Raw genomic sequence first — 20,264 nt, 5'->3', positions numbered from 1 at the left:
GTGCGGCGCGCGCTGTTGGCCCTGGCGGCCTCGCTGTGCTTGCCCGTCTGGGCGCTGGATGCGCCCAGCGGGCCGGTGGTGCTGAGCATCGCGGGCACGCTGCAGCAGCCCAACCGGGACGGCCGCGCGCTGTTCGACATGGCGATGCTGGAGCGACTGCCCCAGCACAGCTTCACCACCAAGACGCCCTGGTACCCGGCGGCGCACAAATTCACCGGCCCGCTGCTGCGCGATGTGCTGGCGGCCGCGGGCGCGCAGGGCAAGCAGATCGAGGCGATCGCGCTCAACGACTACCGCGTCAGCATCCCGATGGACGACGCGCGGCGCCACGGCGTGATCGTGGCGCGGCTGATGGACGGCGAGCCCATGTCGCTGCGCGACAAGGGGCCGCTGTTCATCATCTACCCCTTCGATGTCGAGCCGGTGCTGCGCAACAGCATCTACTACAGCCGCTCGGCCTGGCAGCTCAAAGCCCTGGAAGTACGCTGAGTGCCCGCGACCCCACAGCGCCGCCGCTGGCGCCTCCTGCTGGCCGCCATGGGCGCGCTGCTGGCCCTGGCCTTCGGTGCCGTGGGCCTGCTGCAGACGCGCCAGTACGAGCTGCTCAACGCCACGCATCGCTACCAGGACGATTACCTGGTCTGGAGCCTGTTCCAGTTCGAGGTGGAATACCTGCGCCTGCGCCTGCAACTGGAGCAGGCCGCCAACGCCGTGCCCACGGTGGAGCCCGAGCAGGTGGAGCAGCGCTACGAGATCTTCGTCAGCCGTCTCAAGCTGATCGAGGGCGAGCATGCCACCAAGGTGCTGTCCAGCCATCCGCATTACCGCGCCACCGTGGAGCGCAGCCTGGAGTTCGTGGCCTGGGCCGACCAGCTGCCGCTGAACGCCCGCTATGTGCGCGGGCATGCCGCTCAGCTGCGCGAGGTGCAGGCACGCATGGAACTGCTGGCCGCACCGATCCGTGAACTCTCGCTGACCGCCTCGCACCATGTGGCGGCCCAGGTCACCGAGCGCAACCAGATGGTGCAGGACCAGAGCCGGCTGAGCCTCTGGCTGACCCTGTTGCTGTGCGCCCTGACGCTGGGCTTTGCCTGGGTGATCGTGCGGCAGTTCCGGCGCCTGGACCATTACGCCCACGAGCAGGAAACGCTGGCCGAGCATCTGCAGTCCGCACAGCGCCAGGCCGAGGCCGGCAGCCGCGCCAAGAGTGCCTTTCTGGCCAATATGAGCCATGAGCTGCGCACGCCCATGCATGGCCTCTTGGGCATGCTGGGCCTGCTGCGCGATGCGCCGTTGCAAGCGCCGCAGCAAGCCCATCTGCAGGCGGCGCAGGACTCCGCCAAGCATTTGCTGGCGGTGCTGAACGACATCCTCGACGTCTCCAAGATGGAGGCCGGCGAGCTCAGCATCCAGCCCGAACCGGTGAGGCTGACGGCGCTGCTGCGCGAGTTGGAAGAGCTGAGCGCGCCGCAGGCACGCGCCAAGGGGCTGGAGCTGACGCTGCAGATCGGCACCGAGTTGCCCGACTGGGTGCTGGCCGATCCGACCCGGCTGCGCCAGATCCTCTTGAACCTGATCAGCAACGCCATCAAGTTCTCCGAACACGGCCGCGTTGGCCTGCGCCTGAGCCGCGAGGTCGATGCGCTGGGCCTGGAGTTGCTGCGCTTCGAGGTCAGCGATACCGGCGTCGGCATGGACGCCGGCACCCAGGCGCGGCTGTTCCAGCGCTTCAGCCAGGGCGACGCCAAGCGCTCGCGCCGCTTCGGCGGCGCCGGCCTGGGGCTGGAGATTTCGCGCAATCTGGCGCGCGCCATGGGGGGCGACATCCATGTCAGCTCCAGCCTGGGCCTGGGTTCGGTGTTCACGCTGGAGCTGCGCCTGCCGGCCTGCGTGGCGCCGGTCGTCACCGTGACGGCCGCCGCCGAGCCGCCCCCGGCGCCGCGTCCGCTGCACATCCTGGTATCGGAAGACAACGCCACCAACCGCGCCTTCCTGGAGGCGGTGCTGAGCCGCCTGGGCCACCGCGCCGAGTTCTGCGAGAACGGCTTCGACGCCTTGCAGCGCCTGCGTGCGCAGGACTTCGATCTGGTGCTGATGGACCTGCACACGCCGATGATGGACGGCTTCCAGGCGGCGCGCCTGATGCGTGGCCTGCCCAGCCCCAAATGCGATGTGCGCATCGTCGCGCTCTCGGCCGACGCCTTCGAGGAATCGCGTGAACGTGCGATCGCCTCGGGCATGGACGGCTTCCTAGCCAAGCCGATCAGCATGGAGGCGCTGGCGGGCTTTCTGGGGCATGCGGCGGCCGCTGAACAGCCGGCCGAGGCCGGCGGCGCCGAGGTCGACCTGGCTGCCATCGGCGCGCTGCGCCAAAGCCTGTCGGATGCCACGCTGCTGCATTTGTTCCGCACCTTTCTGGGCAACGTGCCGAAGTTCGAAGCGGCGTTGCGCGCGGCGCTCGAGAGCGGCAATGCCGAGGCGCTCTACCAGGCGGCCCACAGCATCAAGGGTGCGGCCGCCAATCTGGGTCTGCGCTTTGCCGCCGTGCCGGCGCTGGCGCTGGAGCTGGCGGCCAAGCAGAGTGCCACGGACCATGCCGGCCTGCGCCGCCTCACCGAGGCCCTGCTGCAGCAGCTGAGGGCCAGCGCCGCCACCCTGCAGCGCCACCAGTTGTTGAGTTAGAGCACGATGGGCTCGGGCTCGAGCCGGATGCCGAAACGCCCGTAGACGCTCTCCTGGATGGCGCGTGCCAGCGTCACCACCTCGGCGCCACGCGCCTCGCCGCGGTTCACCAGCACCAGGGCCTGCTTCTCGTACACGCCCGCACCGCCCACCGACTTGCCCTTCCAGCCGCAGGCATCGATGAGCCAGCCGGCCGCCAGCTTCACGCTGCCGTCGGCCATCGGGTAGTGCACGATATGGGGGTCGCGGCCGATGATGTCGCGGCATTGCTCGGCGCTCACCACCGGGTTCTTGAAGAAGCTGCCGGCATTGCCGATGCGCGCCGGATCGGGCAGCTTGGCGCGGCGGATCTCGCACACCCAGGCAAAGATCTGCGCTGCCGTCGGTGCGCTGACGCCACTCTCCTGCATCTTGCGCTCCAGATCCAGATAGCCCAGCACCGGCTGCCAGGGCTTGGGGCAGCGCAGCCGCACGCGGGTGATGACGCTCTTGCCCGCCAGGCCGCCAAAGTCGCTGTGCTTGAAGACGCTGTCACGATAGCCGAAGCGGCAGACGCTGGCGGGCAGCAGCGCCGGCCGGCCCGTCACCAGGTCGATCACCTGCACGCTGTCGAGCCTATCCTTCAGTTCCACCCCGTAGGCACCGATGTTCTGCACCGGTGCCGCGCCCACCGTGCCGGGGATCAGGGCCAGGTTCTCGAGCCCCGCATAACCCTGCTCGATGGTCCATTGCACCGCCTCGTGCCAGGTCACGCCCGCGCCAGCCTCGATAATCCAGGCGTCCGCGCGTTCTTCCAGCAGGCGCAGGCCGGGAATCTCCATCTTCAACACCACGGCAGTGACATCGCGCGTCAGCACGATATTGCTGCCGCCGCCCAGCACGAACTTCGGCGCGCGCCCCAGTTCGGGGTGGTCGACCACGCGGCGCACATCGGCCTCGCTGCGGATGCGCACCATGCGCGCGGCGAGCGCGGGCAGTCCGAAGCTGTTGTAAGGCTTCAGATTGACATCGCGCTCGATGCCGAGCGCCGACGCGCCGGATGTCGGGGGTATGGGGGGATTTACAGCTTGTTCCTGCATGGCAGAATTTTCCCAGATCGTGGGGCACGAAACCGGCCCCTTCCCTTTCGCAGAGAAAAGAAACAGCATGCCCAGCTTTGACACCAAGCTCGAACCCAATATGGTCAACATCGGCCATGGCGTGGACAACAGCAGCAAGGAAATCAATACCCGCTTCGACTTCAAGGGCACGAGCGCCCAGGTCGAGCTGAAGGACAAGGAAAAGGAAATCCACGCCACCGGCGACAGCGAGTTCCAGCTTGAGCAGATCGAGGTGGTGTTGTACGGCAAGCTCACCAAGCAGGGCGTGGTGATCAGCTTCCTGGAGAAGAAGGACAAGATCGAGAAGTTGGGCGGCGACAAGGTGCGCCAGGTCTACAAGATCAAGAACGGCATCGAAGCCGATCTGGCCAAGAAGCTGGTGGCGGCGGTGAAGAACAGCAAGCTCAAGGTGCAGGCCTCGATCCAGGGCGACACCGTGCGCGTGACCGGCAAGAACCGCGACGATCTGCAGACCGCGATCGCACTGTTCAAGAAGGACTTTGCCGACGTGCCGCTAAGCTACGACAACTTCCGCGACTGAGAGCTGCCATGCCGCTGCCACGCCTTGCCGCCCTGACCCTTGCGCTGCTGGCGCTCGGCAACACCCATGCCCAGCCCAATGTCAGCCTGCAGGGCAGCCTGGGCAGCAAGGCGGCGCTGCTGATGATAGACGGCGAGGCGCGTACCCTCACGCTGGGCCAGACGGTGCGCGGCGTGCGCCTGCTGAGCCTGGAGGAAGGCCGCGCGGTGGTGGAGATCGAGGGGCGGCGCGTCAACCTGCTGATGGGTGCCGCACAGGTGCGGCTGGGCGACGGCGCGGCCGCCGCCAACAGCGGCCGCCAGATCGTGCTCAGCTCGGGCCCGGGCGGGCACTTCACCAGCGTCGGCAGCATCAACGGCAAGAGCACGCAGTTCCTGGTCGACACCGGCGCCACCAGCGTTGCCATCAGCCAGGCCGAGGCCGAGCATATGGGGCTCAAGTACCGCGACGGCCGCCGCGTGCTGACGCAGACCGCCAACGGTGCGGCGCCGGCCCATGTGGTCACGCTCAACACGGTGCGCATCGGCGACGTCGAGGTGCGCAACGTCGAGGCCATCGTGATCCCTGGGCAGATGAGCCATGTGCTGCTGGGCAATAGCTTTCTGTCGCGCTTCCAGATGAAGCGCGAGAACGATGTGCTGACGCTGGATCTGCGCTTCTAACTCGATGCACCCGCGGCTCGCCGAAAGCGTCGACTTGTGCACAAGCCTGCGGCGGGCTCGGAACTGGCGCGACGGTTTGACGCTTGCGCATCCATGACAATGCAGCCGCCCCAACCCGCCTCGCCACTCGACATGCCAACACTCAGCCGCAAGGCCTCGCCAAATTGCCTGCTGCGATTCGCGGCAATTGCCTTGGCGACCACCTTGACCGTCGCGGCCTGGGCCGACAAGGCCAAGGCATCCAAGTACTACGAAGACGCGCTGGCCCGCTACGAGCGCAAGGATCTGGCCGGGGCGATCGTGCAGCTCAAGAACGCGGCTCAGGAAGATAAGAAATTGCTGCCGGTACAGGTCTTGCTGGGCAAGGTGTTGCTGGAAGACAGCCAACCTGCGGCCGCCGAAGTTGCCCTGTCGGAAGCGCTGCTGCTGGGAGTCAATCGGGCCGAGGTCGTGGTGCCGCTCGCGAGGGCGCTGATCATGCAGGGCCGGCAGGCGGAGGTGTTTGAACAACAACGTCTGGAGCTGGCGGGCCTTCCGCCCGATGTGCGCAGATTGCTGGCCCTGCAGCACGCCGCGGCGCGCACCGACATGGGTGATATCAAACGAGCACAAACGCTGATTGATGAAGCCCGCAGTGCCGATCCCAACGCGGTGGACAGCTGGATCGCCGAGGTGCTGGTGCGCATACGCGCCAACCAGCTCACCGAGGCCATGGCTGCGGCCGAACGCGCCGTGCAACTGGCCCCCAACTCGGCAGACGCGCTGTACCAGAAAGCCTCGGTGCAGCATCTGCTGTTGCCACCCAAGGTGGTCTTGGCCAGTTATGACCGCGTGCTGGCCTTACAGGCCAACCATGTGGAAGCGCGCATCGCCCGGGCCGGCCTGCTCGTCGACCTGCAGCGCAACCAGGAGGCCGCGGCCGACCTCGCCGAGGTCTTGCGCCTCTCGCCGGACGAACCGCGAGCGGTCTATCTGCAGGCCGTGCTGGCCGACGCCGCTGGCGACAAGACAGCCAGCCGCGCCAAACTCGCCAAGGTAACGGCCCTGGTCGACCCGGTGCCGATCAACTTCCTGCGCTACCGCCCGCAACTGCTGCTGCTGAACGGTCTGGCGCATTTCGACATGGGCGAGCCGCTGAAGGCCAAGCCCTATCTGGAAGCCTTCCATCGCTCGCAGCCGCAGAGCCCTGCAGCCAAGCTGCTGGCACAGGTCTACCTGGGTGACGGTTCACCCGAGCGCGCCATCGAGACCCTGGAGTCCTATCTGGCCAGGCAGCCGGGCGACAGCCAAGGCCTGATGCTGCTGGCCTCGGCCAATATCGCGCAAGGTCGCCATTCCCGCGCCACGGCATTGATGCAGGAAGCCCTGAAGACCAAGGAGCGCGCGGACTTCCGCTCGATGCTCGGCATGAGCTATCTGAAGGCCGGACGCTATGGCGACGCCAGGGAGGCCCTGGAGGCATCGCTGAAGAAGGACCCCCGCCAACTCGGCGCGGGTGTGACCTTGGTGGGTCTGTTGATGCGCGACTCACAGTACGCAAAGGCTGCGAGCCGGGCGGCCGAACTGGTCAAGGCCAACCCCAACAACCCCAGCCTGCTCACCTTGCAGGGTGAGGCGCAGGCCGCAACGGGCAATGTGAACGGCGCCAAGCAGAGCTTCGAACAGGCGCTCGCCTTGGACGGTACCCTCGCCATGCCGCGCATCGGCCTTGCACGGATTTCGGCGCAGCGTGGCGACATGGATGCGGCGACCGCGCGCCTGACCGAGGTCCTCAAGCAGGACGAACGCAATCTGGAAGCGCTGCTCGCCATGGCCACCCTGGCCGAACGGCGCCAGCGACCCGACGAGGCCTTGCGATTTGCGCAAAAGGCGGTGGATGCAGCCAGCGCCACGGATATTCGACCGCATGCGGCCCTCGTGACCTTGCTGCTGCGCCTTGGCAAGGAAACCGATGCCTTGGCGGCCGCCAAGGTCATGCTGGCCAAGGCGGCAGACAATGGTGCCGCTCTGGTCCTGTATGCCCAGGCGCAGATGGCCAATGCGGACAAGGTCGGTGCGCGCGCCACGCTGACCCAGGCCGCCCGCAGGGCGCCGGCCGACGCGTCGGCGCTGTCGGACATCGCCGGCCTGCAACTACTGGCAGACGATCCGGCGGGCGCCGCCTACACCGCCGACAAGGCACTCGCGCTGGCGCCGGACTTCGTGCCGGCCTTGATCATGCAGGCTAGCGTAAGCCTGCGGCAGGCCGACCTGCTCAAGGCCGAGACCCGTATCAAGCGCATCATCCAGCTGCAGCCCAAGCGCGAGGCGGGCTATACGCTTCTTGCCGACCTGGCGCAGGCGCGCAAGCAGCCCGCGGCAATGATCGAGGCCTTGCAGCGGGCCCATGAGGTCGAGCCCAGCACGGCCACGCTGCTGCGCCTCAGCCAAGCCATGAGCGGGCAGCCAGGTGGCCTCAAGCAAGGCTTGGCCTTGATCGAGCGCTGGACCAAGGCCCACCCCAAGGACATGGCCGCGCAGCGCGCGCTGGCCGAACAACTGGTCGCGCTGGGCGAACTGCGCGCCGCGCGTGCCGCCTACGAAAACCTGCTGTCAGTGAGCCCACGCGATGCGGTGGCATTGAATGACCTGGCCAATGTGCTGCTGCAGATCCAGGATCCAGGGGCGCTCAAGATTGCCGAGCAGGCCTTGAGCCTGCAGGCCGGTAATCCTGTCGTGATGGACACCTATGCCTGGGCATTGGCGGCCGCGGGCCAGCTTGAACGCGCCTTGCCGGTACTCCGTGATGCTCGCCTGCGTGCGCCCGAGAACGCCGAAATCCGCTACCACCTGGGCGCGGTGCTCGCCAGGACGGGCAAATCCAGCGAAGCCAAGCAGGAGTTGCTGGCGGCGGTGCAGAAAAATCCGGGTTCTCCCGAGGCAAAAGCCGCGCAAAGTCTGCTCGATACCCTCAAGTGAGGGGCCTGCGAGCACCGAGCACTCACTTAGACTTCCCCATAACTGCAAAAGCATGGGTACGGGATCCGGACCCGGCACCCAAACCCCGGGTGGGAGACCAAGAAATGTCGGTATCAAAGAATAAGTTGGGCCAAGCTACGCTGGCTGCCATGCTGCTGGTGATGGCTTGCGGTGCGGCCAACGCCGCCACATGGAACGCCAGTTGGAACAAGAGCAACTGCTCGGTCAGCTCGGGCTCCGCGTTCACGGGCTCGGCGCCGAACAACGTCTATGCCAACAGCGTGGGCAATGCCTACACCTGCACATCGAACACCGCCAACGCGTCAGATGTGGTGATCTCGGCCTTCTCGGCCAAGCTGTCGAGCTACAAGGGCAGTGGCGCCTCCAACACCGCCAGCAGCTACAACCTTGATCGCAAGAACTTTGCCAGCACCGCGATTGCCGATTGGGGTGGCAATGGCTTCGGCACCCTGAACAGTTTCGAGTCGGACAAGACCGGCCCGCACGCGGCCGACAACGTGCAGCAGCTGGACGGTTTCCTGCTGCATTTCGGCTCCGCTGGCAAGGACGCCAGCGTCGCGCTGGACAATATCTCGGTGGGCTGGTCAGCCAAAGATCATGCCGCGACGATCAAAAAGGTTGGCGAGACCTGCGGTACCGGCTGCAGCACCAGCACGATTACCGGCGACTACGGCACCTACAACAGTGCCAGGATGTCGGTCTACTACTACACGGGCAGCGGCGTGCCAAGCGCCGATCTGACGGCTGCGAATGCCGAGACCCTGCAAAGCAAGGGCTGGTCGCTGCTTGGCGACACCGCCAGCATGGCTTCGAACACCACCACCGGCGACCTCAACGTCAACGACGTCAAATCCAGCTGGTGGCTGATCACGGCGTTCAATGGCGCGGATGATGCAGGCACTGGCTCGAGTTGGAAGGGTGGCACCGACGCCTTCAAGCTGTTGGCCTTTGCCGGCAATGGCACGACGCCCCCCAAACAAACGCCGGAACCCAGTTCGCTGGCCCTGATGTTCGTGGCCGTGCTGGGCGCTGCCGGTGCACGCCGCCGCAAGCGCGCCTGAGCTCTCATCGCTGCCTAAAGAAGAAGCCACCTGCGGGTGGCTTTTTCTTGCGTACTGCTCGTCTTCACTCGCGGTAGATCGCCGCCACAGGCACCTCGCCCACCCGGGCGTAGCCGCGGTACATGCCCTCGGTGTTGAACGGCATCGCGACCTCGCCGTTCGCGGCCACGGCGATCAGCCCGCCGCGCCCTTCGATGGCCACCAGCTTTTCCATCACCACCCGCCGGCTCGCCTCCTGCAGCGAGAGCCCCAGGTATTCCATCAGAGCCGAGACATCATGGGCCGCGCAGCTGCGCATAAAGGCCTCGCCGGTGCCGGTACACGAGATCGCCACCGTCGCATCGTTGGCATAGCAGCCGGCGCCGATGACGGGTGAATCGCCGACCCGGCCCAGCTGCTTATTGGTCATGCCGCCGGTGGAGGTGGCGGCCGCCAGATGGCCCTGCGCATCCAGCGCCACCGCGCCCACGGTGCCGAACTTGCTCTGCTCGTCGATGGGACCACCGGTCTGCTTGAAGGCCAAGGCCTGGCCATCGTGATCCAGCAGCACGCCGGCCTCGGCCTGCTTGGCGCGCCGCAACTGCTCCAGGCGCAGCGGCGTGCCGAACCAGTCGGGTGCCACCTGTTCCAGGCCATGGCGCGCGGCAAAGGCATCGGCCGCCGCACCGATGAACATCAGGTGCTCGCTGTGCTGCATCACCGCGCGCGCCGCCAGCACCGGGTTGCGGGTGCGCGTGACGCCCGCCACCGCGCCCGCCCGCAGCGTGGCGCCATCCATCACGCTGGCGTCCAGTTCATGGCTGCCGGCGGCGGTGTAGACCGCGCCCTTGCCGGCATTGAAGAGCTCGCATTCCTCCAACTGCCGCACCGCCTCCACCACCACCTCCATGGCCGCGGCGCCGGCCGCAAGCCGGGCCTGGCCGTCGCCCAGAATGCGCTGCAAGGCGCCCATGTATTCGGCCTCCTGCTGGGGCGAGCTCTTGCTGCGCAAGAGCGTGCCGGCGCCGCCGTGGATGGCCAGCACGGGCCTGATTTGCTTGTCAGTGTTCATGACAGGATTCTTCCATCCCTTGCACGCCCTCGGGCTGTCTCGGCAGAGACAGCCAAAAAACGAACGACCGTGCTAAAAAGCAACCATCAGCGTAGGAGCTAGCACGCATGGACCTGAACTTCACCGCCGAGGAACAAAGCTTCCGGGCCGAGATCCGCCAATGGGTGGCCGCAAACCTGCCCGCCGACATCAGCCACAAGGTGCACAACGCGCTGCGCCTGTCCAAGGACGATTTGCAGCGCTGGGCCAAGATCCTGGGCAAGCAGGGCTGGCATGGCTGGGCCTGGCCCAAACAGTTCGGCGGGCCGGGCTGGAACGCGGTGCAGCGCCATCTGTTCGAGGAGGAATGCGCGCTGGCCGGCGCGCCACGCGTGATTCCTTTCGGGCCGGTGATGGTGGCGCCGGTCATCATGGCCTTCGGCAGCCAGGCGCAGCAGGAACGCCATCTGCCCGGCATCATGAGCGGCGAGGTCTGGTGGAGCCAGGGCTATAGCGAGCCGGGCTCGGGCTCGGATCTGGCGTCGGTGAAGTGCAAGGCCGAACGCCAAGGGGATAAATACATCGTCAACGGCCAGAAGACCTGGACCACGCTGGGCCAGTACGGCGACTGGATCTTCTGCCTGGTGCGCACCGACATGGCGGCCAAGCCGCAGGCCGGCATCTCCTTCCTGCTGATCGACATGAAGTCGCCCGGCGTGACCGTGCGCCCCATCATCATGCTGGACGGAGAGCATGAGGTGAACGAGGTGTTCTTCGACAACGTCGAGGTGCCTGCCGAGAACCTGGTGGGTGAGGAGAACAAGGGCTGGACCTATGCCAAGTACCTGCTGGCCCACGAGCGCACCAATATCGCCGACGTGAACCGCGCCAAGCGCGAACTCGAGCGGCTCAAGCGCATCGCCAAGGCGGAGGGTATCTATGAGGACGCCCGCTTCCGCGACCAGATCGCGCTGCTGGAGGTGGACATCGTCGCGCTGGAGATGATGGTGCTGCGCGTACTCTCGGCCGAGAAGAGTGGCAAACAGTCGCTCGACGTGGCCGGCCTCTTGAAGATCCGCGGCAGCGAGATCCAGCAACGCTATACCGAGCTGATGATGCTGGCCGCCGGTCCCTACGCCCTGCCCTTCATCCACGAAGCCATGGAGGCGGGCTGGCAGGGCGACTACGTGGGCGCGGCTCACTGCGCGCCGCTGGCCAGCCACTACTTCAACTACCGCAAGACCACCATCTACGGCGGCTCGAACGAAGTGCAACGCAATATCGTCGCGCAAACCCTGCTTGGCTGAGGAGAAGGACATGGATTTTGATTTCACCGAAGACCAGGAGTCGCTGCGCGACGCAGTGCGCCGTTTCGTCGACAAGGACTATGGTTTCGAGCAGCGCCGCGCCACCGTGCGCGCCGGCGGTTTTTCGCAGGCCAACTGGGAGGGTCTGGCCGGTCTGGGACTGATGGGCCTGGCCGTGCCCGAGGCCCATGGCGGCATGGGTTTTGGCGCGATCGACGCGATGGTGGTGATGGAGGAGCTGGGCCGCGGCATCGTGCTGGAGCCCTATGCCCAAGGCGCGCTGATCGCACCCGCGGTGCTGCAGCACGCCAGCGCAGACGTGCAGGCGGCCTGGTTGCCGCGCATCGCCACTGGAGAGGCCTTGGTGGTGCTGGCGCACCAGGAGCGCAGCGCGCGCTACCGCCTCGATCAGGTGGCCACCTTGGCTGAGGGCCAGGTCTTGACAGGCGCCAAGAGCCTGGTGCCCGCCGGCACCCATGCCCATGCCTTCATCGTGCCGGCGCGTACCCCTGACGGCATCGCGCTCTACCTGGTGGAGGGCGGCGCAGCCGGCGTGGCCACGCGACCCTATGTGCTGCAGGACGGCTCGGCCGCCGCCGAGCTGAGCCTGGACAAGGCCCCGGCCACGCTGCTGGTGCCCGCGCCGCAGGGTCTGGCCGTGCTGGAACTGGCGGCCGACGTCGGCATCGCCGCGCAGGCCGCCGAGGCCGTGGGCGCGATGGACAAGCTGGTGGCGATCACCGCCGAGTACCTCAACACGCGCCGCCAGTTCGGCGTCGCGATCAGCAGCTTCCAGGCCCTGCGTCACCGCATGGCCGACGTGAAGATGCAGCTGGAGCTGGCCCGCTCGATGAGCTACTTCGCCAGCCTCAAGCTGGGCGACCCGGCCGAGGCGCGTCGGCGCGCGCTTTCGCAGGCCAAGCTGCAGCTGTGCCAATCGACGCGCTATGTGGGCCAGCAATGCACCCAACTGCATGGCGGCATCGGCGTGACCGACGAGTACATATCCAGCCACTACTTCAAGCGCCTGACCGTGATGGAGATGCAATGGGGCGACAGCCTGCATCATCTGGGCGAGGTCAGCGCGCGCATGCAAGAAAGCGCCGGCGTGTTTGCTTGAGCCCTGGCACTGCACAATCGCCCCATGGCGATTGAACCCGCAAGCATCACCGATGTGGCCGGCCTCAAGGTCGGCCATTTCACCGACCAGCGCCGCCCCACCGGTTGCACCGTCATCCTGTGCGAACAGGGCATGGTGGCCGGCGTGGACGTGCGCGGCGCCGCGCCGGGCACGCGCGAGACCGATTTGCTGCGCCCAGAGAACACGGTGGACCGGGTGCATGCCATTCTGCTCAGCGGCGGCAGCGCTTACGGCCTCGACGCCGCCAGCGGCGTGATGCGCTGGCTGGCCGAGCGCGGCCATGGCCTGCGGGTAGGCCCGGCCTGTGTGCCCATCGTGCCGGCGGCCGTGTTGTTCGACCTCTGGCTCGGCGATCCGCTCGTCGCCCCTGATGCCGCTGCGGGCTATGCCGCTTGCGTGGCCGCTCGTGCAGCGCCGCCCTTGCAGGGCAGCGTCGGCGCCGGCACGGGCGCCACCGTGGGCAAGCTGTTCGGCACCGAGCGCGCCATGAAGGGGGGCATCGGCACGGCGGCGGTCCGCGTGAACGGCATCACCGTAGCCGCGCTGGTGGCGGTGAACGCCGTCGGCGATGTGATCGACCCGGCCACCGGCCAGCTGCTGGCGGGCGCACGCGATGCCCAAGGCCGCCTGCTCGGCAGCGCGCGGGCCATGCTGCAGGGGTTTGCGCCCACGCAATTGCTGAGCGGCAGCGCCACCACCATCGGCGTGGTGGCCACCGACGCCCAGCTCAGCAAGGCGCAGGCCTGCAAGCTGGCCCAGATGTCGCATGACGGCCTGGCGCGCAGCATCAACCCGGTGCACACGCCCAGCGATGGCGACGTGATGTTCGCCCTCGCCAGCGGTGCCAGCGGGCGCGAGGCGGACCTGACCCTGCTGGGCACGCTGGCCGCCGAAGTCACGGCGCAGGCCGTGCTGAATGCCGTGCGCCATGCGGTCGGCCTGCCCGGCCTGCCCTCGGCGGCCGAGCTCTCGGCGACAATCGCACCATGAAAATGCGTTTGTCCCAGATCCTGTTCTCGCAAGGCTTCGGCACCCGGCGGCTGTGCGCCGGCCTCATTTACAACGGCGAGGTCAAGGTGGCCGGCGAGGTCGTCGACGACCCCGAGGCCGAGTACGAGACGGCGGGTTTAAGCTTCGAAGTCAGCGGCAAGACCTGGCCCTTCTACGACAAGGCCCTGATCCTGCTGAACAAGCCGGCCGGCTACGAATGCTCGCAAAAACCCAAGCATCACCCCAGCGTGATGAGCCTGTTGCCTGGCCCGCTGCGCGAGCGCAATGTGCAGCCGGTGGGCCGGCTCGACGAGGACACCACGGGCCTGCTGCTGCTCACCGACGACGGTGCCCTGATCCACAAGCTCACCAGCCCCAAGCACCATGTGCCCAAGGTCTACGAGGCGCGCTGCAAGCATGAGGTGACGGACGAGCAACTGGCGCGCCTGCTGGCCGGCGTGGAACTGCGCGAACCCGACGCTAAGCCGCACCACAAACCCGAACAGGTGCGCGCCGAGGGAGCCGAACGCGTCGACAGCCACGGCCTGCGGCTGACGCTGGTCGAGGGCAAGTACCACCAGGTCAAGCGCATGGTCGCGGCCGTGGGCAACCGCGTCGAAGCCCTGCACCGCCCGCGCTTCGGTGCCCTCAGCATCCCCGACGGGCTCAAGCCCGGCGAGTGGATCTGGATCGCCAGCCCCGCGCTGATCACGCCCTGATCAGGGCTTTCCCGCGCGGCGCCAGCACCACGGCCCAGGGTTGTTCCTAGGCAAGCTGTCACATTCCCTGTGTAGAAATCGCGGCTGGTAACAGGCTCGTCGCAGCGGCGCGCCTGTGCATCGCGCTGGAGCCTGGCAAAGACCATGGCCGCGCCGTTCGGGAACCATCACAATGACTGCTGAGTCCGCGCAGGACCAAGAGCAAGAGCTCAACAACGGAATCGCCGCCCAGGTACAGCTGGAGCAATTGACCTCGCTCTATGAGCTGACGCTGGCACCTACCTCCTTAGGCGTCTTGTTCAGCATTGTTCCGCTGCTGCTGCTATGGGATCACCTGCCACAAGGTCTGCTGCTGAGCTGGTTTGCCGCCCGCGCCTTGGTGGCAGCGCTGCGTTGCAGCGATGTGCTGAGTTTCAGGTATGCAAGACCTGGCCCCGACCAGATTGAACCCTGGCGCCAGCGCTATCTGACCCTGCTAAGCCTGGATGCGCTCAGCTGGGGCGCCATGGGCTGGTACTTTCACACGCCGGCCATTCCGGAACTGGACGGCATCATGCTGTCGACCATTGTTGGCCTTGGCGCGATCGGCTTGTTCTCACTGGGCGGTGTGCTGTGGGCCCATCTGCTGTTCTGCGGCATCTTGTTCGCGCCACTGGCCCTGTACCTGGGCCTGCAGAACAGCCCGGCCGGCTGGTTCTCGCTGCTCGGGCTGGGCCTGTTCCTGGGCGTTTCGCTGTTCGAATCGCGCCGCAGCCAGGCGCGCCATGCCGGGTTGCTGCGCCTGCGTTTCGAGAATGCCCATATCGCCGAGCAGCGGCGGCAAGCCCTGCAATCGGCCGAGCATTCCAGCACCAGCAAGAGTCGCTTCGTGGCGGTGATGAGCCATGAGATCCGCACGCCGCTGAACGGCATCCTGGGCATGACCCAGTTGCTGGAGCGCTCCAAGCTGGACGCGCAACAGCGCGAGCAGGTCGACATCGTGCGCCGCTCCGGCCGCCACCTGCTGACCCTGGTGAACGACATCCTTGACCTGGCGCGCATCGAATCTGGCAAGCTGGTGGTGGAAGCCCACGCGCTGGAACTGGCCGAGGCGGTGGACGACGTCTGTCGCCTGCTGGCCCAGACCGCCAAGGAAAAAGGCCTCGCCTTCGACTGCCGCCTGGCGCCGGGCCTGCCACGACTCATCATGGGTGACGCGCCGCGCATCAAGCAGGTGCTGCACAACCTGATCGGCAACGCCATCAAGTTCACCGAGCGCGGCAGTGTCTCGGTGGAGGTATCCACCGTGCTGGACATGCGCGCCGGCACCTTGCTGCATGTGGCCGTGCGCGATACCGGGGCCGGCATCCCCGCCGACCAGATGGAACGCGTGTTCGCACCCTTCGAGCAGGCCGACAACACCCGGCCGCGCCAGCACGAGGGCAGCGGCCTGGGCCTGACGATTTCGCGCGAACTGGCACGCGCCATGGGCGGCGACCTGCGCTGCGCCTCCCTGCCCGGCCAGGGTTCGGTGTTCGAGTTCACCCTGCCGCTGCGGGCCGGCCCCATGGCGCCGGTGCCGCCGGCGCCGCCGCCGCTCGCCGGCTCCCTGCCCCTGCCGGCCTTGCGGGGTCGGGTCTTGCTGGTGGACGACAGCGCCGTCAATCTGCTGGTGGCGTCCACCATGCTGGAGCGCTGCGGGCTGACGGTGGACCAGGCCGAGAACGGCCGCGAAGCCCTGCAACGCATGCAGGCCACGGCCTACGACCTGGTGCTGATGGATTGCCAGATGCCGGGGATGAACGGCTTCGAGGCCACCCAGGCCTGGCGCCAGCATGAGGCGCGCGAGGCACTGGCGACGCGCACGCCCATCGTGGCCCTCACGGCCAGCGCGGTGAACAGCGACCGCCAGCGCTGCCTTGAATGCGGCATGGACGACTACCTGGTCAAGCCCTTCGAGATGGACGACCTGACCACGCTGGTGCAGCGCTACCTGCCCGAACCGGGCGCGGCGCGGACGGAATTCGCACCGGCTTGATGGCTGAACGGCCGGCGCCCGGATAATCTCGCCCCATGCAGGTTTTCCGCGGTTTCCATCATCCAGGCATTGCCGGCGCTTGTGCGCTGACGATAGGCAATTTCGACGGCGTCCATCGCGGCCACCAGGCCATGCTGGCCCTGCTCAAATCCGAGGCCTTGCACCGTGGCCTGCCCTCTTGTGTGCTCACCTTCGAGCCGCATCCGCGCGATTTCTTCGCCGCCAGGCTGGGCAAGCCCGAGCTGGCGCCGGCGCGCATCGCCACCCTGCGCGACAAGCTCAGCGAGCTGGAGCGCTGCGGCATCGACCAGGTGGTGGTGCTGCGCTTCGACGAGCGCCTGGCGTCCTTGAGCGCACAGGACTTCATCCAGCGCGTGCTGGAGCAGGGCCTGGGCGCCCGCTACGTGCTGGTGGGCGACGATTTCCGCTTCGGCGCCAAGCGCCAGGGCGACTACGCCACCCTGGACGCAGCCGGGCGCCTGCAGGGCTTCGACGTGGCGCGCATGATGAGCTACGAGGTGCACGGCCTGCGCGTCAGCAGCTCGGCGGTGCGCGAGGCGCTGGCCAGCGGGCAGATGGAGGCCGCGGCGCAGTTGCTGGGCCGCTCGTATTCGATCTCCGGCCATGTGGTGCATGGCCAGAAACTGGGCCGCAGCCTGGGCGAGAGCAGCGCCGGCGCGGCGGATGGTTTTCGCACCCTCAATCTGCACTTCCCGCACAGCAAGCCGGCCGCCATGGGCATCTATGCGGTGCGCACCCATGGCCTGGCAGAGCGCGCGCTGGACGGAGTTGCCTCGCTGGGCGTGCGCCCCACCATCGAGCAGGCCGGGCGCGTGCTGCTGGAGGTGCATGCCTTCGACTGGCCGCCGGAACTGGGCCCCGAGGGCGCCTACGGTAAACTGGTGCGCGTGGAACTCCTGCACAAACTGCGCGATGAAGCCCGCTACGACGGGCTGGATGCCTTGACGGCCGCGATCCGTCAGGACGAGACGCAGGCGCGCGCCTACCTGGCCAGCCATGCGGCCACCCATGCTGCGACCGGGCGTCAGACCACCCGCGACCGAATTTGACGCGCTGAGCCGGCCCTCAGCCCGCGTGCCGCGATCATCGAAGCGGGCACGCGCCTCTCTACTCCGGTGGGTCAGCCCAGCCCCACCGCCTGCCCCGCAAAGCCTGCCATGACCGACACCAAAACGGACTACCGCGCCACCCTCAATCTGCCCGACACCCCCTTCCCGATGCGCGGCGACCTGCCCAAGCGCGAGCCGGGCTGGGTGAAGGCATGGGAGGAGCAAGGCGTCTACAAAAAGCTGCGCGACGCGCGCTGCGGTGCACCCAAGTTCGTGCTGCACGACGGCCCGCCCTATGCCAACGGCCAGATCCATATGGGCCATGCGGTCAACAAGATCCTCAAGGACATGATCGTCAAGGCGCGCCAGCTGCAAGGCTATGACGCCGCCTACATCCCCGGCTGGGACTGCCATGGCCTGCCGATCGAAAACCAGATCGAAAAGACCTACGGCCGCGGCCTGCCGCGCGACGAGGTGCAGGCCAAGAGCCGCGCCTACGCCACCGAGCAAATCGACCAGCAGCGCGCCGACTTCAAGCGCCTGGGCGTGCTGGGCGACTGGGACCGCCCCTATCGCACCATGGACTTCAAGAACGAGGCCGGCGAGATCCGCGTGCTCAAGCGCCTGTTCGAGCGCGGTTTTGTCTACCGTGGCCTCAAGCCGGTGTACTGGTGCTTCGATTGCGGCTCCTCGCTGGCCGAGTTCGAGATCGAATATGCCGACAAGCAGAGCCCGGCGGTGGACGTGGCCTTCCTGGCCGCCGAGCCGGACAAGCTGGCCGCCGCCTTTGATCTGCCGGCGCTGGCCAAGCCCGCCTACACGGTGATCTGGACCACCACGCCCTGGACCATCCCCGCCAACCAGGCGCTCAACCTCAACCCCGAGCTGAGCTATGCCCTGCTGGATACGCCGCAAGGCATCTATCTGGTGGCCGAGGCCCTGGTGGAGAAATGCCTGGCGCGCTGGCAGCTCGAAGGCCAGGTGCTGGCCACCACGCCGGGCAAACGCCTGGAGCTGCTGAAGTTCAAGCATCCGCTCGCCCATGTGGATGCAGGCTTCGACCGCGAGAGCCCGGTCTACCTGGCCGACTACGCCACCGCCGACGACGGCACGGGCGTGGTGCATTCGGCCCCGGCCTACGGCCTGGACGACTTCCAGAGCTGCGTCGCGCATGGCCTGGCCTTCAAGGACATCCTCAACCCGGTGCAGGGCAATGGCGTCTATGCGGCCGAGCTGCCGCTGTTCGCCGGCCAGCATATCTGGAAGGCCAATGCGCTGATCGCCGAGGCGCTGCAGAATGCCGGCCGCCTGCTGGCCCATAGCAAGCTGATGCACAGCTATCCGCATTGCTGGCGCCACAAGAGCCCGGTGATCTACCGCGCCGCCGCCCAGTGGTTTGTGCGCATGGATGAGGGCGATGGTGTATTCACCGTCGACAAGGCGCCGCAGACCCTGCGCCAAACCGCCCTGGCCGCCATCGAGGCCACCAGCTTCTATCCCGAAAACGGCCGCGTGCGCCTGCGCGACATGATCGCCGGCCGGCCCGACTGGTGCATCTCGCGCCAGCGCAGCTGGGGCGTGCCCCTGCCGATCTTCCTGCACAAGGACAGCGGCCAGCCGCACCCCCGTACCCTGGAGTTCATCGAGCGCGCCGCCGAGCTGGTCGAGGCCGGCGGCGTCGAGGCCTGGGCCAAGCTGGACGCGGCCGAGTGGCTGGGTACGGAAGCCGAGCAATACAGCAAGGGCAGCGACATCCTGGACGTCTGGTTCGACTCCGGCTCGACCTTCCAGCATGTGCTCAAGGGCAGCCATGCCGGCGCCGCGCACGAGGAGGGCCCCGAGGCCGACCTCTACCTGGAAGGCCATGACCAGCACCGCGGCTGGTTCCACTCCTCGCTGCTCATCAGCTGCGCGCTGAACGGCCGCGCGCCCTACAAGGGCCTCTTGACCCACGGGTTCACGGTGGACAGCAAGGGCCACAAGATGAGCAAGTCCAAGGGCAATGGCGTGGACCCGCAGGACACCAGCAAGAAGCTGGGTGCAGAGATCATCCGCCTGTGGGTAGCCGCCTCCGACTACTCGGGCGACATCGCCGGCGACGACAAGATCCTGGCCCGTGTGGTGGACGGCTACCGCCGCATCCGCAACACCTTGCGCTTCCTGCTCGCCAATGTCTCGGACTTCGATGCCCGTACCGAAGCGCTGCCGTTGGACCAGTTGCTGGAGGTGGACCGTTATGCGCTCGCGCGCGCCAGCGCCTTCCAGGACGAGATCCTCGCGCATTACCAGCGCTATGAGTTCCACCCTGTGGTTGCCAAGCTGCAGGTCTATTGCTCCGAAGACCTCGGCGCCTTCTACCTCGACCTGCTGAAGGACCGCCTCTACACCACCGCGCCCAAGAGCCTGGCGCGCCGCTCGGCCCAGACCGCGCTGTGGCAGCTGACCCAGGCCATGCTGCGCTGGATGGCGCCCTTCCTCAGCTTCACCGCCGAGGAAGCCTGGCAGGTGTTCGACGGCGGCCATGCCGGCGCCAGCATCTTCACCGAAACCTACTGGAAGTTTGACGGCGCCGATGCCGCCCTGCTGGCCAAGTGGGCGCGCGTGCGCGAGATCCGCGAGGCGGTCAACAAGGCCATCGAGGATGTGCGCAGCGCCGGCGGCGTGGGCTCATCGCTGCAGGCCGAAGTGGCGCTGGGCGTCAACGCGCAAGACCTGGCCCTGCTGCAAAGCCTGGGCGATGACCTGAAGTTCGTGCTCATCACCTCGGCCGCGACGGTGGCCCTGGCCGACGAGTTGAGCGTCACCGTGACGCCCTCGGCCCAGCAGAAATGCGAGCGCTGCTGGCATTACCGCGAAGATGTGGGCACCAATCCTGCCCACCCCACCATTTGCGGGCGCTGCGACAGCAATCTGCATGGTGCCGGCGAAAACCGCCGGATCGCCTGATCTTTGCAACAGCAAGGGC

At 67.2% G+C, this 20,264-nt stretch carries 15 protein-coding genes; 13 read left to right on the top strand and 2 right to left on the bottom strand.

Annotated features, from left to right (window positions below):
* Nucleotides 1–489, top strand: coding sequence for a putative pterin-binding protein (locus WG898_RS07135; protein ID WP_339602061.1), 489 nt, complete (start codon nucleotides 1–3; stop codon nucleotides 487–489).
* Complete coding sequence (locus tag WG898_RS07130; RefSeq protein WP_339602060.1) at nucleotides 490–2,682, top strand: ATP-binding protein; 2,193 nt, start codon at nucleotides 490–492, stop codon at nucleotides 2,680–2,682.
* Here the strand turns inward: WG898_RS07130 and murB are convergent.
* Nucleotides 2,679–3,761 (bottom strand): UDP-N-acetylmuramate dehydrogenase, encoded by a 1,083-nt coding sequence (murB, locus tag WG898_RS07125; protein ID WP_339602059.1) that lies wholly within the window; start codon nucleotides 3,759–3,761, stop codon nucleotides 2,679–2,681. The two genes, WG898_RS07130 and murB, sit on opposite strands and share 4 nt — an antisense overlap.
* A 67-nt stretch (nucleotides 3,762–3,828) precedes the next feature.
* Between murB and WG898_RS07120 the strand changes: the two genes are divergently transcribed.
* The 4 genes from WG898_RS07120 (at nucleotide 3,829) to WG898_RS07105 (ending at nucleotide 9,025) form a co-directional block, all read left to right on the top strand.
* Nucleotides 3,829–4,323: a YajQ family cyclic di-GMP-binding protein gene (locus WG898_RS07120; RefSeq protein WP_339602058.1), complete on the top strand. Its 495-nt coding sequence runs from the start codon at nucleotides 3,829–3,831 to the stop codon at nucleotides 4,321–4,323.
* A gap of 8 nt (nucleotides 4,324–4,331) precedes the next feature.
* On the top strand, nucleotides 4,332–4,985 hold the full coding sequence (locus WG898_RS07115; RefSeq protein ID WP_339602057.1) for a retropepsin-like aspartic protease family protein: 654 nt from the start codon (nucleotides 4,332–4,334) through the stop codon (nucleotides 4,983–4,985).
* Between the two features lie 192 nt (nucleotides 4,986–5,177).
* Nucleotides 5,178–7,943: an XrtA/PEP-CTERM system TPR-repeat protein PrsT gene (gene prsT, locus WG898_RS07110; protein ID WP_339602056.1), complete on the top strand. Its 2,766-nt coding sequence runs from the start codon at nucleotides 5,178–5,180 to the stop codon at nucleotides 7,941–7,943.
* A 125-nt stretch (nucleotides 7,944–8,068) separates the two neighbouring features.
* Nucleotides 8,069–9,025 carry a PEP-CTERM sorting domain-containing protein gene (locus WG898_RS07105; RefSeq protein WP_339602055.1) on the top strand — a complete coding sequence of 319 codons (957 nt, stop codon included), beginning with the start codon at nucleotides 8,069–8,071 and terminating at the stop codon, nucleotides 9,023–9,025.
* A gap of 64 nt (nucleotides 9,026–9,089) precedes the next feature.
* Here the strand turns inward: WG898_RS07105 and WG898_RS07100 are convergent, their stop codons facing one another.
* Nucleotides 9,090–10,076: an isoaspartyl peptidase/L-asparaginase family protein gene (locus WG898_RS07100; protein WP_339602054.1), complete on the bottom strand. Its 987-nt coding sequence runs from the start codon at nucleotides 10,074–10,076 to the stop codon at nucleotides 9,090–9,092.
* A gap of 107 nt (nucleotides 10,077–10,183) precedes the next feature.
* On the opposite strand from WG898_RS07100, the gene WG898_RS07095 reads away from it, so the two are divergent.
* The 7 genes from WG898_RS07095 (at nucleotide 10,184) to ileS (ending at nucleotide 20,245) form a co-directional block, all read left to right on the top strand.
* Nucleotides 10,184–11,362 carry an acyl-CoA dehydrogenase family protein gene (locus tag WG898_RS07095; RefSeq protein WP_339602053.1) on the top strand — a complete coding sequence of 393 codons (1,179 nt, stop codon included), beginning with the start codon at nucleotides 10,184–10,186 and terminating at the stop codon, nucleotides 11,360–11,362.
* 10 nt (nucleotides 11,363–11,372) lie between these two features.
* Nucleotides 11,373–12,482, top strand: coding sequence for an acyl-CoA dehydrogenase family protein (locus tag WG898_RS07090; protein ID WP_339602052.1), 1,110 nt, complete (start codon nucleotides 11,373–11,375; stop codon nucleotides 12,480–12,482).
* A gap of 24 nt (nucleotides 12,483–12,506) precedes the next feature.
* Nucleotides 12,507–13,493 (top strand): P1 family peptidase, encoded by a 987-nt coding sequence (locus tag WG898_RS07085; protein WP_339602051.1) that lies wholly within the window; start codon nucleotides 12,507–12,509, stop codon nucleotides 13,491–13,493.
* 2 nt (nucleotides 13,494–13,495) lie between these two features.
* On the top strand, nucleotides 13,496–14,212 hold the full coding sequence (locus WG898_RS07080) for a pseudouridine synthase (RefSeq protein ID WP_339602259.1): 717 nt from the start codon (nucleotides 13,496–13,498) through the stop codon (nucleotides 14,210–14,212).
* 172 nt (nucleotides 14,213–14,384) lie between these two features.
* Complete coding sequence (locus tag WG898_RS07075) at nucleotides 14,385–16,229, top strand: ATP-binding protein (protein WP_339602050.1); 1,845 nt, start codon at nucleotides 14,385–14,387, stop codon at nucleotides 16,227–16,229.
* 35 nt (nucleotides 16,230–16,264) lie between these two features.
* The gene (locus tag WG898_RS07070; protein ID WP_339602049.1) at nucleotides 16,265–17,299 is read left to right on the top strand and encodes a bifunctional riboflavin kinase/FAD synthetase; all 1,035 of its coding nucleotides are present in this window, start codon (nucleotides 16,265–16,267) and stop codon (nucleotides 17,297–17,299) included.
* Nucleotides 17,300–17,407: 108 nt separating this feature from the next.
* Nucleotides 17,408–20,245, top strand: coding sequence for an isoleucine--tRNA ligase (ileS, locus tag WG898_RS07065; protein ID WP_339602048.1), 2,838 nt, complete (start codon nucleotides 17,408–17,410; stop codon nucleotides 20,243–20,245).
* Nucleotides 20,246–20,264: the final 19 nt, after the last annotated feature.

The organism is Paucibacter soli (genome assembly GCF_037482845.1).
GTDB lineage: Bacteria > Pseudomonadota > Gammaproteobacteria > Burkholderiales > Burkholderiaceae_C > Paucibacter_B > Paucibacter_B soli.
This window is presented reverse-complemented; position numbering and strand designations above follow the sequence as displayed.

What these genes read in the sequence shown, in the direction of transcription:
- murB (WP_339602059.1), bottom strand. Translation starts at nt 3,761, where the DNA reads ATGCAGGAACAAGCTGTAAATCCCCCCATACCCCCGACATCCGGCGCG.
- WG898_RS07120 (WP_339602058.1), top strand. Translation starts at nt 3,829, where the DNA reads ATGCCCAGCTTTGACACCAAGCTCGAACCCAATATGGTCAACATCGGC.
- WG898_RS07115 (WP_339602057.1), top strand. Translation starts at nt 4,332, where the DNA reads ATGCCGCTGCCACGCCTTGCCGCCCTGACCCTTGCGCTGCTGGCGCTC.
- WG898_RS07100 (WP_339602054.1), bottom strand. Translation starts at nt 10,076, where the DNA reads ATGAACACTGACAAGCAAATCAGGCCCGTGCTGGCCATCCACGGCGGC.
- WG898_RS07095 (WP_339602053.1), top strand. Translation starts at nt 10,184, where the DNA reads ATGGACCTGAACTTCACCGCCGAGGAACAAAGCTTCCGGGCCGAGATC.
- WG898_RS07090 (WP_339602052.1), top strand. Translation starts at nt 11,373, where the DNA reads ATGGATTTTGATTTCACCGAAGACCAGGAGTCGCTGCGCGACGCAGTG.
- WG898_RS07085 (WP_339602051.1), top strand. Translation starts at nt 12,507, where the DNA reads ATGGCGATTGAACCCGCAAGCATCACCGATGTGGCCGGCCTCAAGGTC.
- WG898_RS07080 (WP_339602259.1), top strand. Translation starts at nt 13,496, where the DNA reads ATGCGTTTGTCCCAGATCCTGTTCTCGCAAGGCTTCGGCACCCGGCGG.
- WG898_RS07075 (WP_339602050.1), top strand. Translation starts at nt 14,385, where the DNA reads ATGACTGCTGAGTCCGCGCAGGACCAAGAGCAAGAGCTCAACAACGGA.
- WG898_RS07070 (WP_339602049.1), top strand. Translation starts at nt 16,265, where the DNA reads ATGCAGGTTTTCCGCGGTTTCCATCATCCAGGCATTGCCGGCGCTTGT.
- ileS (WP_339602048.1), top strand. Translation starts at nt 17,408, where the DNA reads ATGACCGACACCAAAACGGACTACCGCGCCACCCTCAATCTGCCCGAC.